Origin of the sequence: Mesotoga sp. Brook.08.105.5.1 (assembly GCF_002752635.1) — a bacterium.
Classification (GTDB): Bacteria; Thermotogota; Thermotogae; order Petrotogales; family Kosmotogaceae; genus Mesotoga.
On record NZ_AYTW01000013.1, the window covers coordinates 1 to 12,842 of the forward strand.

General features: G+C 46.8%; 14 protein-coding genes and 1 pseudogene. 12 read left to right on the forward strand and 3 right to left on the reverse strand.

From position 1 onward, the window contains the following. Nucleotides 1-402: 402 nt before the first annotated feature. From gpmA to V512_RS06030, 3 genes are all read right to left on the reverse strand, one after another. The gene (gene gpmA, locus V512_RS06020) at nucleotides 403-1,149 is read right to left on the reverse strand and encodes a 2,3-diphosphoglycerate-dependent phosphoglycerate mutase (protein WP_099829553.1); all 747 of its coding nucleotides are present in this window, start codon (nucleotides 1,147-1,149) and stop codon (nucleotides 403-405) included. Between the two features lie 88 nt (nucleotides 1,150-1,237). Then, nucleotides 1,238-2,059 carry an AAC(3) family N-acetyltransferase gene (locus tag V512_RS06025; protein WP_099829554.1) on the reverse strand — a complete coding sequence of 274 codons (822 nt, stop codon included), beginning with the start codon at nucleotides 2,057-2,059 and terminating at the stop codon, nucleotides 1,238-1,240. Between the two features lie 35 nt (nucleotides 2,060-2,094). Next, on the reverse strand, nucleotides 2,095-2,484 hold the full coding sequence (locus tag V512_RS06030) for a hypothetical protein (protein ID WP_099829555.1): 390 nt from the start codon (nucleotides 2,482-2,484) through the stop codon (nucleotides 2,095-2,097). A 280-nt stretch (nucleotides 2,485-2,764) separates the two neighbouring features. On the opposite strand from V512_RS06030, the gene V512_RS06035 reads away from it, so the two are divergent. The 12 genes and pseudogenes from V512_RS06035 (at nucleotide 2,765) to V512_RS06090 (ending at nucleotide 12,776) form a co-directional block, all read left to right on the forward strand. Then, nucleotides 2,765-3,391 carry an NAD(P)H-binding protein gene (locus tag V512_RS06035; protein ID WP_099829556.1) on the forward strand — a complete coding sequence of 209 codons (627 nt, stop codon included), beginning with the start codon at nucleotides 2,765-2,767 and terminating at the stop codon, nucleotides 3,389-3,391. 161 nt (nucleotides 3,392-3,552) lie between these two features. Next, nucleotides 3,553-3,948: pseudogene (locus V512_RS06040) on the forward strand (TMEM175 family protein); the annotation flags it as partial. A gap of 124 nt (nucleotides 3,949-4,072) precedes the next feature. Then, nucleotides 4,073-4,420, forward strand: coding sequence for a DUF4345 family protein (locus V512_RS06045; protein ID WP_243392279.1), 348 nt, complete (start codon nucleotides 4,073-4,075; stop codon nucleotides 4,418-4,420). 86 nt (nucleotides 4,421-4,506) lie between these two features. Then, nucleotides 4,507-5,223 carry an N-acetyltransferase gene (locus V512_RS06050; protein ID WP_099829559.1) on the forward strand — a complete coding sequence of 239 codons (717 nt, stop codon included), beginning with the start codon at nucleotides 4,507-4,509 and terminating at the stop codon, nucleotides 5,221-5,223. 352 nt (nucleotides 5,224-5,575) lie between these two features. Further along, nucleotides 5,576-6,592 carry a 3-deoxy-7-phosphoheptulonate synthase gene (gene aroF, locus V512_RS06055; protein WP_099829560.1) on the forward strand — a complete coding sequence of 339 codons (1,017 nt, stop codon included), beginning with the start codon at nucleotides 5,576-5,578 and terminating at the stop codon, nucleotides 6,590-6,592. 17 nt (nucleotides 6,593-6,609) lie between these two features. Beyond that, complete coding sequence (gene aroA, locus V512_RS06060) at nucleotides 6,610-7,872, forward strand: 3-phosphoshikimate 1-carboxyvinyltransferase (protein WP_099829561.1); 1,263 nt, start codon at nucleotides 6,610-6,612, stop codon at nucleotides 7,870-7,872. Continuing rightward, a complete protein-coding gene (locus V512_RS06065) occupies nucleotides 7,869-8,651 on the forward strand; it encodes a shikimate dehydrogenase (protein WP_099829562.1) in 783 nt (260 codons plus the stop codon). The genes aroA and V512_RS06065 overlap by 4 nt, the downstream gene beginning before the upstream one ends. After that, complete coding sequence (aroC, locus tag V512_RS06070) at nucleotides 8,648-9,775, forward strand: chorismate synthase (RefSeq protein ID WP_099829563.1); 1,128 nt, start codon at nucleotides 8,648-8,650, stop codon at nucleotides 9,773-9,775. The genes V512_RS06065 and aroC overlap by 4 nt, the downstream gene beginning before the upstream one ends. Next, nucleotides 9,723-11,210, forward strand: coding sequence for a bifunctional shikimate kinase AroK/3-dehydroquinate synthase AroB (gene aroB, locus V512_RS06075; RefSeq protein WP_099829564.1), 1,488 nt, complete (start codon nucleotides 9,723-9,725; stop codon nucleotides 11,208-11,210). The genes aroC and aroB overlap by 53 nt, the downstream gene beginning before the upstream one ends. Further along, nucleotides 11,207-11,659: a type II 3-dehydroquinate dehydratase gene (gene aroQ / locus V512_RS06080; protein ID WP_099829565.1), complete on the forward strand. Its 453-nt coding sequence runs from the start codon at nucleotides 11,207-11,209 to the stop codon at nucleotides 11,657-11,659. Before aroB ends, aroQ begins: the two co-directional genes overlap by 4 nt. Continuing rightward, nucleotides 11,656-12,015: a chorismate mutase gene (aroH, locus tag V512_RS06085; protein WP_099829566.1), complete on the forward strand. Its 360-nt coding sequence runs from the start codon at nucleotides 11,656-11,658 to the stop codon at nucleotides 12,013-12,015. The genes aroQ and aroH overlap by 4 nt, the downstream gene beginning before the upstream one ends. Continuing rightward, entirely contained in the window at nucleotides 12,012-12,776 is a 765-nt protein-coding gene (locus V512_RS06090; protein WP_099829567.1) for a prephenate dehydrogenase, read from the forward strand. Before aroH ends, V512_RS06090 begins: the two co-directional genes overlap by 4 nt. Nucleotides 12,777-12,842: the final 66 nt, after the last annotated feature.

Genomic DNA, 12,842 nt, shown 5'->3' on the forward strand with positions numbered 1-12,842 from the left:
TTATTAGTTAGCATCGTAGGCGCTTCCTACAAAACCAAAACGTATTGCAACGTCGGCAGCGTCAGATTTTTATAAGAGACAGGGTATACACACTTCAACCCAGGAGATACAACGAGCGATAAACTCACTCAAAGTGATGAAGTTCAGTCATGGTGAGCAAAGTTACTACATGAAAGCCAAATCACTACCCCTTGCTTCGAAGATTCTTTCATTAATGAAGATAACACAACCCGACAAGGTAACGCCTCAAGAAGAACTCACTCTCTGAATACAGAGTTTGTAGTGGCAAAATTCTTAGTTTCTAAAAATACTTTCGCTTGTTTAGCTGTTTTCAGAAGATTAAGTGATAAACTCAAGAGAAGAAGCTACCCAGAGGGTAGCTTCTTTTTATGTTGAGTGATGTTACTTTGCTTTCCCCTGATTCGCAACTGCCTGCTGCGCCTTTGCGATTTCTTCCGGATCACCCAGATAATAATGCTTTATTGGTTTTAGATCGTCATTCAGTTCGTAAACTAGAGGTATTCCAGTCGGAATGTTCAATCCTACGATCTCGTCGTCGGGAATATTGTCCAGATATTTGACCAGTGCCCGAAGGCTGTTTCCGTGGGCTACAATCAGCACTTTCTTTCCAGACTTTATCTCCGAGGATATCTCATTCTTCCATAGTGGCAGGAATCGCGCCACCGTGTCTTTGAGGCACTCCGTTCTGGGGAGCTCGTCATCCGAGAGAGTCTTGTACTTGGGGTCATGTCCCGGGAATCTTTCATCGCTCTCTTCAAGTGCAGGCGGCCTGATGTCGTAGCTTCTCCTCCAGATCTTCACCTGTTCTTCGCCATGCTTGGCTGCGGTTTCGGCTTTGTTCAAACCCTGAAGGGCGCCGTAGTGCCTCTCGTTAAGTCTCCAGTCCCTAATCACCGGAATCCACATGAGATCCATCTCATCCATTATGTACCATAGCGTTCTTATCGCTCTCTTAAGAACGGAAGTGTATGCTAGATCGAAGTCGTATCCTTCGGCTTTCAATATCTCGCCAGCTTTCTTCGCTTCCTCACGGCCCTTTTCGGACAGATCAACATCGGTCCAGCCTGTGAAACGGTTCTCTTTGTTCCATGTGCTTTCTCCGTGTCTTACCAGCACGAGTTTGGTCATATTACTCCTCCTTCCACATATCTTCTACATTATAAACTATTCCTCAAATTGGGGCAGATCGGTCTTTCTTTCGAAATAGTCTGTAGTCTTACTTTCTGTTCTTAGTCATCCATTCAACCGCGAAATCAACCAGTTCTACTTGAGGGAGAAGAGTTGATTCGGCGTACCCGATCATTCCCTTGTTTACCTTTGAGGGGAAATCTCTCTCGAAGTCGCTTCCTATGATATAAAAGTCGTCTGAATCAAGGTCGAAATCGTTGAACTCTTTCCAGACTCTCCTTCCGTTTTCCATAATCGGGGCTCCATCTTTGCACTTCTTTCTGGAGGGAAAGTTGGCCCGGTATTCTGCCAGATGCAATGAACTGTTGTTCGAATGATCGACACCCAAAAGCAGTATGTGAGCATTCAGGTCGTATAGTCTGGCAAGGGGCGATCCTTCACCCATGCCGAACTCCAGTTCGTGGCTATCTACAATGTAAGAGACCTTCTTTCCCCTGGCGGCAAATGAGACCTGAGGATGGTCGCTTCTCACAACACCTTTCATCTTTCTGAAAGTCTCTGAAATGACTCCCATCCCTCTTGTCGGAGTCTCCGCTCTGTTGAAGGGAGGCATTGTTCTTCTGATCGTGTCAAACCAGGTCGCCGGAACAGGAGGATTCGACCAGTTTGAGGGCTCGCTGAGATCTCCCGAATGAGCAGGCATTACTAGTGTTCCTTCCTCATCAAGTACTGCTTCAAGCGCCCTAATCACTGTAATGGCTCCTCCGCACACCCAGCCTAGACTGCTTAGTGAAGAGTGAACTAGCAGTACCATTCCTTTCCTTACTCCGAGATGCTTGAGATCAGAAATCATCCTCTTCATAGTTAGAGGCCCGTTCTTGCTAAGAGCAATTGCATCGGCTTCACTCATGTTTGACTCCTCAGTGATCCTACTTGTTAGAAGAATCATTCGGCGATTAACCAGTAGACTTCTACTTCAGCAAGACGTCTGTCTGCAGAGGGATCTTCGAAGACAACTTTGAGAGAGTACTCCCCTTCTTCTTCGAAGGTCATTTCATTTCTTGTCTTTTGCCAGTCTTCTGCAAACCGCTGGATTTCCTCTTCGCCTTTTTCCAGTAAGAGATACACGTTATTGTTCTTCAACACTTTTATGTTCAGTCTCACTCTCAGTTGCTGGCCAGGTTGAATAACGAACTTGGCAAAGCTTTCACCTGAGTCTCTTGCATACAGGGTTGTGCTCTCAAAGCCGGAGGATCCTGCAAGGAACAGTGTGAGAACGACTAGCCCGAGTATCCCGGCAAATGTCAGACAGCGTCCCGCGACAACAAGTCTCAAAGTAAATACCTCCGTAAGAGTTTTTCGTAAATAGATTATAACCGAATCCAGTGCTGGCGTCGATCTTAAGCCACCAATAGAATAGTTCGAACAAGACAGTAATGCAGAAAACGAGGCCGATTCAGGTAGATGTATAATTGAGATGGGACATACACCCGACAACTTGTCGATATGGAGTCTGGTTTCATGTGATCTAGTATGAAATCACTATCTTGATTTGGATTTAGGCGTGAGAGACTATATTATTGTGATATAGAACGGTGAAAGGGGGTAAACCGCCTTGAAGATAATTATCTTTGGTGGCACCGGAAGAGTAGGGAGGGTCATACTTGATAGGGCCTTGAACGATAATCACATAGTCACAATATTTGTTGGCAACGTCTCGAAATTGACTGTTAGAAAGGAAAACCTCAGGATTTTCCAGGGCGATGTCTTCAATAGCCAGAGCGTGAGAGATGCAATAAGAGGGCAAGATGCGATTGTCAGCGCTTTAGGCCCGGATAATTCGGGAAGCGTGAACGATACTCTGGCAGTCGCTATGAGAAACATAGTGAATGCCGCCAGGGATACCGAAGTGAGTAAGCTCGTTACGATCGCGAATTCGGGTATTCTTCAGCTATCGCCGAGAGAACTCAGGCTTGATTCCCCCAACTATCCGCAATATCTCAAGAAATCTTCAAGAGAATTCATGGATGCGTTCGAAATCCTCAAGACTTCGGAGCTTGATTGGGTCGTTGTGTGCCCGCCATTTATGTCCTTTTCAGAAGGCAACCAGAGTTACAGAGTTTCGGCCGACTTCCTTCCAGAAAACGGAGAGAAGATTTCGATTCAGGACGTTGCCGAGTTTGCTTACAAGCAATTGTTCACGTCCGAATACACTCAGAAGAGAGTTGGCATTGCCTACTAACCGTGAAAGAACTCGAAAGGTGAAGTTCCCGATCCTGAAATACGTGTGAATAGACTGGAGGCACTTACGAATGGTGTGTTTGCCATCGTAATGGCTGTTCTTGTGCTTTCTCTCGGGGTCCCGGTAAAGGATAAGATTACAGATCAGGGCGCTCAGTAAGGCACGTATTGAGCAAGAACTACGACTTTCTGAGTTACTTCATCTCCTTTTTCGTGATCGGATCGATCTGGATCTCCACAGTTAGAAGGACAGACATTTTGAAGAAGACTGATTACCGGCATCTTTGGTTGAACTTACTCAATCTCTTCTTCGTTACAACAGTCCCTTTCACTACCGCACTTCTTGGGGATTATGGTGAATTTGAGTTTGCAGAGCTGCTGTTTCATCTGAATATCCCGATTCTTGAGATTATCGCACTTGTTCAATGGCATTATCTGATGAAAAACACCGGTCTGATTCGCAATGAGATCCTGGAGAGCCTTGATATGCATTACTACAGAAAGATCTATGTTTCAGCGTATTCATCCCGCTTTTTGAAATCGCGATTTTCATTCTGACACCCTTATGGAGCAACCTTGTGTATCTCGTCATATTTCTCAGGGTGCTCTTTATACTCAGGTAATACTTAATTATGGTTTTGATTGCTAGAATATATCTATAATCTAGGGGGCGATCGAGATATTGTTCACTATCATTCGTTTTGTTGTTGCTGTTCTTACGGCAGTCACCGGTGTATATATAGTGTTGAAACCGGAATCCTACGCCAAGCTGGCCGAGTTTTCGGCCGGTAATGCCAGAGGAAAAACGGAAGTGAAGGCTATCATGGGGGGCACGTTTATAGGGCTTGGAGTTGCTCCAATAGTTCTCTTGGGTGCGCAGATTTCATTCCTTTTTCTGGGGATTGTTTATCTGTTTATCGCCGCAACGCGTATAATGTCCATATTTGTGGATAAGTCTTTGACGTTCACTAATCTGATTACTCTTCTCGTTGAAATAGCATTTGGTCTAATTATGGTACTCCCTATTTGAAAGAAAAGAAACCGACTTAGGTCGGTTTTTTTATACGAGGTACTTCTACCCCTGAGAAGATCATGAAAGAAATGGAGGAAAGGAAATTGAGAGAGGAAGATCTTAAGAAGGCAATAGAGGAAGCATGGGCAAAACGCCTTCAGGTTCCTGTCGATAGATTTGTCTCGAAAGAGCGGTTTCTCATAGCAGATGAGGCTAAGAAAGGAAAGGGCGAGATCAGTCATCTGAGTTTTGAAAAGCGAACGGTAATTCTTTATGATCCTAAGCTCGAAACAGTTGTAAAATCTGCTATTGAAGAAGAGGATAGAGAAAAGTTGGCTCTTGAGAAGTTGCTTCACGAGTCTTTTTCTCTCTGGAAGAAGACATCCATCAAGTACCTTAACCCTTCGAACTACGTTCCTTACGACCCACCAATGGATTTCGTTGTCAGAAGACTAAATCAGGGCGACAGGACTGCTTTCTATCGGTTCAGAAACCATTGTACAAGGGAGGATCTCGCCGAAGGATTTGTCGAGCTCGACCACGTAGTTGTTTTCGGAGCCTTTTATGAAGAGGAGATCGTGGCGGTCTCAAGCATTATTGAATGGGATAGCATTGCAGATATTGGCATAATAACTATGCCTGATTTCAGAGAGCTTGGCCTGGGAAAGGCGATCGGTTCAAGGGCAAGCGAGTGGGCAATCGTCAATAAGAAACTGATTCAGTACAGACATGACGTATTGAACTACGGATCGCTGAAAGTTTCTCGTGCTCTGGGATTCAGAGAGTACATACTCGAGCAAGAATACACCTATATTGGATGATCACCTTATCGGAAGAGAAATGCATCTGTTTCTTCAAGTCAAGAACGTATCTCTCTGAGATTGTTACTAGTGCGTAAGAATCAGTTCAGTTTGTCGGGCGATTTTTGTCTCTTTTGATTTGACATGGTGAGCCACAAAAGTGTAGAATTCTTTCATAAATAGCGGGGAGATGAATTGATGATAGACTCCAGATTTTCCTGGATAAATGCATATTATTATAACAACAGAAGCATTTGCTTGTGAGTGATAACTCCGGGTAAGTGCTTCTTGCATTTACTCCGGATGAAAGAAAAGAAAGGGTCTCCAATCCGGAGACCCTTTTCTTTTTCAGACAGGAAGGCGGGGTGGTGAAATGGTAGTCGTTCTTAAGAGAGGTACTGGTGAAGAGGAGATTAAGCAAGTAGAGTCTCTTTCAGAGAGTCTGAATCTGAGCTGTCATGTTTCCATGGGGATGGAGAGAGTAGTGATTGGTGTCATCGGTGACGACCGTTATATGTCAGTTGAACGATTTGAGGCTCTTGAGTGCGTTGAACAAGTTGTTCGAGTTCTCAAGCCGTTTAAGCTTGTTTCCAGGGAGTTTCACAGCGAAGATATCTCTGTAGACATTGGCAATGTCTCGGTAGGAGGAGGAAAGTTCGTAGTGATGGCCGGTCCGTGCGCGGTCGAGGATAGGCCTATGATAGAAGAGATCGCCGCCTTCCTTTCTGAAATGGGAGTGAAAGTGATTAGAGGAGGGGCTTTCAAGCCAAGAACCTCTCCATACTCTTTTCAAGGTCTTGGAGAAGTAGGTCTGAGATATTTGAGAGAAGCTGCGGATCGGTACGGCCTCAAGACGGTGACCGAGGTAACTGGCGAAGGGACACTTGAGGCCGTCTATGAAATGAGTGACATACTGCAAATTGGGGCAAGAAATTCACAGAACTTCCAGCTAATTCAGAAGGTTGCCGAAAAGGGAAAGCCGATTCTTCTGAAGAAGGGCTTCATGAATACGGTTGAAGAACTTCTTCTTTCTGCGGAGTATATTGCCTCCAAGGGGAACATGTCGATAATACTTTGCGAAAGGGGTATCAGGACCTTCGAAACGGCCACGAGAAACACGCTTGATATTTCTGCCGTGCCTCTAATCAAACTTCAATCTCCACTTCCGATTATCGTTGATCCCAGCCACGCAGCAGGGAGGAGAGACTTGATAATACCACTTTCCAGAGCTGCTCTGGCGGCCGGAGCTAACGGTATCGAAGTTGAAATTCATCCCAGGCCGGAGATGGCTCTTTCCGACAGCAAGCAAAGCCTAAGTTTTGGCGAATTTGAGAAACTAATGGATAGCCTTGGAGCACTGGCCGATTCTGCTGAGCTCCTGCTTACATGACTGGCAGGGAGGATAAAATGAGATTGCTGCCTTCAAAGAAAGTTGCCGGTGAAATAGCCGTGCCTCCTGATAAATCAATCTCCCATAGGGCACTAATGATGTGTTCGATGTGCAGTGGCGTAAGTGTCGTCCATAACCTGCTTGAAAGCGAGGATACTTTAAGGACTTTCAGGATTATCAGCGAACTTGGAGGAGGTTTCAAGGGAGATTTCGACAGACTTGAAATATCTCAGGCGTCGTGGAAAGAGTCATCCGGGCCGCTTTATTGTGGGAATTCCGGAACCACTGCAAGACTGATGGCCGGAGTTCTTGCGGGCAAGAGAGGAACTCACATCCTTTTCGGCGATGAATCCCTATCGGTGAGACCCATGAGGAGAGTTATCGCCCCGCTGAAAGAGATGGGGGCAAGGATATCGGCGAGGCAAGAAGATTCGCTTCTTCCAATGTGCATAGCCGGCGGCGAACTGAATGGGTGCGATCATTCTCTTTCAGTGGCAAGTGCTCAGGTAAAGAGCGCGATCTTGCTGGCAGGCATTCAAGCAGAAGGAGTCACAACTGTTACGGAGCCTCACTGCAGCAGAGATCACACAGAGAGGTTGCTTCAATCCATGGGCGCCGAAATAAGCGTACTTGAGAGAAGAGTCGAAGTACGAAAGAGCGAGCTCTCGCCGATTCACTTTTCGATACCCGGTGATATCTCCTCGGCCGCTTTCCTGATAGCTCTAGCTGTTCTTCACAAGAACGGTGCGGTGACAGTTCGAAATGTCGGACTGAATCATGGAAGGATTGGATTCCTTAAGCTCCTGACAAGTATGGGAGCCGAGATCGAGTTAGAAGTTGAAAACAGCTTCCCAGAACCATCGGGAACAATCTTGGCCAGATCTTCTCACTTGAGAGGTATTGAAATCGAAAGTGCGTTGATTCCTTCAATGATAGATGAGCTACCTCTAATTGCGCTTGCCGGTACCTTTGCAGATGGTGTAACTACAGTCAGGGGAGCTGAGGAATTGAGGAAAAAGGAGTCTGACAGGATCTCGGTTACCGTTCAGAACTTTAGAAAGATCGGAGTAGATATCGTTGAACATGAAGATGGTTTTAGCGTAGAGGGCCCTCAGAGAGTAACCGGAGGCAAGGTTGATTCCTATGGGGATCACAGAATCGCGATGCTTTTTTCAATAGCGGGTTTGCTGAGCGAGGAAGGAGTAGAGATAACCAACACAGAGGCGGTTGGTGTGTCCTTCCCCGGGTTCTTCCAGACGCTCGAGGAGGTCTGTCGATGAGGTTATGCATAATAGGACATCCAATTTCGCACAGCATGTCGCCAAGCATATACGGCCGTTTTTTCGAGGCCATGAACATCGATGCAACCTACGAAGCAGTTGACATCGACCCCAATGAGTTTTCCACGAAGATAGTCTCGATCATTCAGGACTTCGATGGTTTCAACGTCACGATTCCCTTCAAAGAGAGAATTGTTCCGCACATAGTCAGTCAAGTAGAACCTCCGCTCCTTGCAGTGAACTGCATCTTCCAAGGAAGGGGGTACAACACCGACTGGATTGGTTTTGGAAAGCCTTTGCAAAGAAGACCGATAGAGGAGCCGGTAATGATTATCGGAGCCGGGGGAGCGGCGAGAGCCGTGGTTTTCTATTTGAAAAGGGCAGGCGTGAAGAACATACAAATAGTCAATAGAACACTTTCGAGAGCCGAGAAAATCAAAGAAGAGTTCGAAGTATCCGGGAATCTGGAAGTCAACGTCTTTCCCTTGGAATCAATAAGAGAAGTTGCAGCAAAGAGCAAGAGCATAGTAAATGCCTCTTCTCTGGGAATAAATGGAGAGGATACTGGGATCACTGCTGAAGAGCTTTCCGGTAAGAGCCTCGTATACGATCTCATCTACTGGAAGACGCCCTTGATCGAGTCTTCCCGCCGCTGTGAAGTGAAAACTGTTCTTGACGGAAGGCACATGTTGCTTCATCAGGCAATGGAGAACCTCAGAATTTGGGGAGTGCCTTCAGGCGAAAGTTTCGAAAAAACGTTTTGGGAAGTGATGAAGTGAAGTTCACAGTTGTCGGAGACTCTCATGGTAGCGGGGTTTTTGGACTCATTGAAGAACTGCCCTCAGGTGTTTCTCTTTCGATCGAAAGGATAAACCAACAACTCCTCCGCAGACAGAAGGGCTACGGCCGGGGGGAAAGGATGGAACTTGAGCAGGATAAAGCAGTAGTTAGGTCTGGTCTGTGGAGGGGAGTTACGACTGGAGCCCCGCTCTTAATAGAGATCCCTAATAAGGTTTCCAGTGCAGAGAAGAGTGTGAGAAGCATCCCGAGACCCGGCCATTCAGATTATGCTGCCTGGACAAGATACAAACTGAATGATCTCGCGGTTTATGCAGAGAGAAGCAGTGCAAGATGGACTGCAGCTGCAACGGCTGTTGGATCGGTTGCATCGCAGATTCTTCATGAACTGGGCATCGCTTTGTGCAGTTCAGTAATAGCTATCGGAAATGTAAGTTGCGGACTGCCCTCAGAGACCGGCTGGATTTCAAATAGAGATGCGTCTCCGGTGTTCTGCCACGACAAGGAAGCTTCTCAAAAAATGGTCGAAGAAATAGAGGATTCAATCAAAGCGGGAGATACGCTCGGCGGGAGATTTGTGGTTATCGCCGATGGAGTTCCGACGGGAACCGGAGGATACGGGACTCTCTTTGAAAGGCTTGATTCGAGGATCGGCGAGTACTTTATGGCGATTCCTTCTGTCAAAGGAGTCTTCATTGGAAATCCGGACGTGCGACTTAGGGGTAGTGCGTATCACGACAAACTGTTCGTTGAGAACGGCATGATCGTGAGAAAGTCAAACAATGCCGGTGGTATTGAGGGTGGAATATCGAATGGCGAGCAGATCGTTGTTGAGGCAAGCGTAAAGCCGATTCCTTCGTTGAGAAAGGGAATCTCTTCTGTTGACCTGAGCAAAATGAATGAAACGGCAGCTCCTTATGTGCGCGCCGATACGACGGCAGTTCCAGCGGCTTCGGTAGTAGGCGAGTCGATGCTTGCGCTCTTGTTGCTTGAAGCGATTCTTGAGAGGTTTGGAAACGGGGATTTTCGCTCGATAAAAAGGAGGGTGACGGATGAGAGTCTTCCTTATTGGAATGATGGGCTCGGGGAAAAGCACTATAGGTAGAATTCTATCTTCAGTTCTAGACAAGGAATTCATAGATATGGATTTAGAGATAGAGAAAGCTAAAGGAACTAGCATAAGTGAGATTTTCGAGAAAGAAGGCGAGGAAGAATTCAGAAGACTGGAAAAGGACCTTCTGAAGAAACTAGTCCACAGGGACGAGATTGTGGTATCGACTGGAGGAGGTATCATACTGGACAAGGAAAACCGCCAGATTTTGAAGGGAGAGAATGCCGTCTATCTTAGGCTTCCTCCGGCCGATCTTTACAGGAGAGTCACTGTCAAGGGACGACCGCTGCTCAAGGAAGGTAAGGAGAGTATCTTCAGGATTTGGGAAGAGCGAAGGGAGCTATACGAGCAGTTTCCGTCTGTTGAAACTTCCAGCCAGTCCCAGTGGGAAACCGTTGCCGCGATATCCATGAAGATAGCTTCCGGAGAAAGCAGAGTGCTCAATAGCAGCTCACATCCAGTGTCCATATCACCTGGAGGATTCAAGTCAATAGGTAGAATGCCGAACGCGGTGGTGTCTAGAAGAGTTGAAAGGATCTTTTCCGAGTGGATCCCTTCTTCGGCTCTATCCATTGACGACGGTGAAGAAGCAAAGGGATTTCACACTCTCTTTCAAGTCTATGAGTACCTCATGGATAGAGGGCTTTCGAGAAGCGATGTCTTGGTTGGCGCGGGGGGAGGAACGGTGACGGATCTAGTCGGATTCGCTTCCTCCACATTCAAACGCGGTGTCCCCTTAATTCAGTATCCGACGACTCTGCTTGCACAAGTAGATGCTTCTATTGGCGGGAAGAATGGTCTGAACTTCAAAGGGTGCAAGAACGTCGTCGGGAACTTCTACATGCCTTCTGAAACAATAATCGATCCGGTTGTAACGCTTTCGATGGACGAGGGACGGTTCGAAGAGGGCCTCGTTGAGGCCTTCAAGATATTCCTAATAACCGGTCAGTACTATGAGAAGTTCAAGAAGTTGTGCGGTAAATTGAAGGAAAGAAATCTTGCCGCACTGAGTGAGATGCTGGAAGAAGCGGTGAAGCAAAAGGATAGGATAGTCTCGATGGACATTCGTGAAACAGGACTAAGGAAGGTCCTGAATCTTGGTCACACGCTAGGACATCTCTACGAACCATTATCGAGAGTCTCACACGGTATGGCCGTGGCCTGGGGGCTGGAACGGGAGATGCATTATTTCGCGGGTCTGGGTGTTATAGATGAACAGTTGTACAGAGATGTCTCGGATACGCTTTCAGAGATCGTTGGCCTCGATTTTCCGCAACTGCCTGTCGAGGAGGCTCTTAGACTGCTTAGAAACGACAAGAAAGCAGTTGACTCTGAGAGTGCGGAGATAGAGATTCCTGTGGTCAAGAGACCCGGGGAGTTCGAGTTCTTGAAAGTAAGACTTGATGATTTGCTGGCGGTGGTTGTATGAAGATACTCGTATTAAATGGACCCAATCTTAATATGCTCGGCTCGAGGGAGAAGAGTATCTATGGGGGTTTCACCTACGACGAACTGCGCGAGGCAATAGAAAGGAAGTGCCTAGAGAAAGGGGCGGTGGCCGATCTCTTCCAGTCTAACCACGAAGGAGATCTAGTCGATAGAATCCAGCGTATAGACTATGATGCAGTCGTAATAAATGCAGGTGCTCTAACTCATTACAGCTACTCGCTTAGAGATGCTCTTGAGCTTTTCAAGGGTCTAAAGATCGAAGTGCATATTTCAAACATCTTCGCTAGAGAAAAGTTCAGAAGCCGCTCAGTGATTTCCCCCGTATGCAAAGGCACAATCGCGGGATTTGGACTGCAGGGATACCTGCTGGCCATAGAATATGCGGTTTCAAATCTACACTCGTCGGCGGATTGGGAGGCGGTTGAATGAAGGCTATTAGGGGTGCAACATCTATAGAGTCAGATAATCCCGAAGAAATCGGAAGTTGTGTTATAGAACTAATGGAGGAGATTTTCGGAAGGAACGAGATCGGTGAACTGCACTCCGTGATATTTACCGTTACAAGCGATATAACTTCGTACAATCCGGCAACTGCCTTCAGGAAGGCATTTAACCAGAGTGATGTCGCGTTGCTGTGCCTCTATGAAGCCTCTTTTGAGAACTCGTGTGGTGGGATAATCAGGGTGCTGATTCACTGCGAGTCAAAGACTAAGAATTTCGTTTATTTGCGACGGGCGAAGAACTTGCGCCCAGATCAGGTGGAGATTGGTGACTCGAACACATGAAAATACAGATTATCGGCGCCGGTTCGATTGGGGGTTCGATCGCGATAAGGCTCTCGAAGTGCGGCCACGAAGTTTCGGTTTTTGATGAAAGTATAGGCACAACCGAGGCTCTGAAAAGAAAACATCGAGACATTTCGATATCACTCAAAATCTGTGAGAGTGCGGATCTAACAATCTTGGCTGTTCCCATGAGTTCAGAAGCTCAACTGCTACAATCGGTTGCTTTCGAAGAGACCGTATTAGATGTTGCAAGCGTTATGCAGCCCTTCCAGTTGATCGCCAGAAAGAGAAAAATCAGGTTCATTAGCGGTCATCCGATGGCTGGTAACGAACACAAAGGTCCGGCCGGTTGGGACGAGTCGATGTTCGACGGCCGCGTCTTTCTGCTTTCTCCCGCGGAGTTTGCTTCCGCAGAGGATCTGAAAAGTGTTTTAGAGATTATAGGTGATCTGCGTTCGTCTCCGGAATACCTCTCGCCGGAGAGACACGATTTAATCGTAAGCAGGGTGAGCCAGGCAGCCTACTTTCTCTCTAGAGCTCTACTTAATCTCGGTAGTGATTTCGAGAAGTACACCGGACCGGGCTACGCTTCAACTTCCAGACTGGGAAGACAGAACAGGGATATGGTCATCGACATGGCTAGATTCAACGGAAAGAATATCGCTTCCTCGCTTGAGGAAGCGGAAATCTATCTGCGCAAGATCAGGGTCGCGATCGAAAATGAAGATCTGAACGAACTTGAAGAACTGATTTCCGAGTGACTTATCATATGTTGAATAGAGAACTCGACTCTGCCTATCCGCTTGAATTAACCAAGTCTATATCGA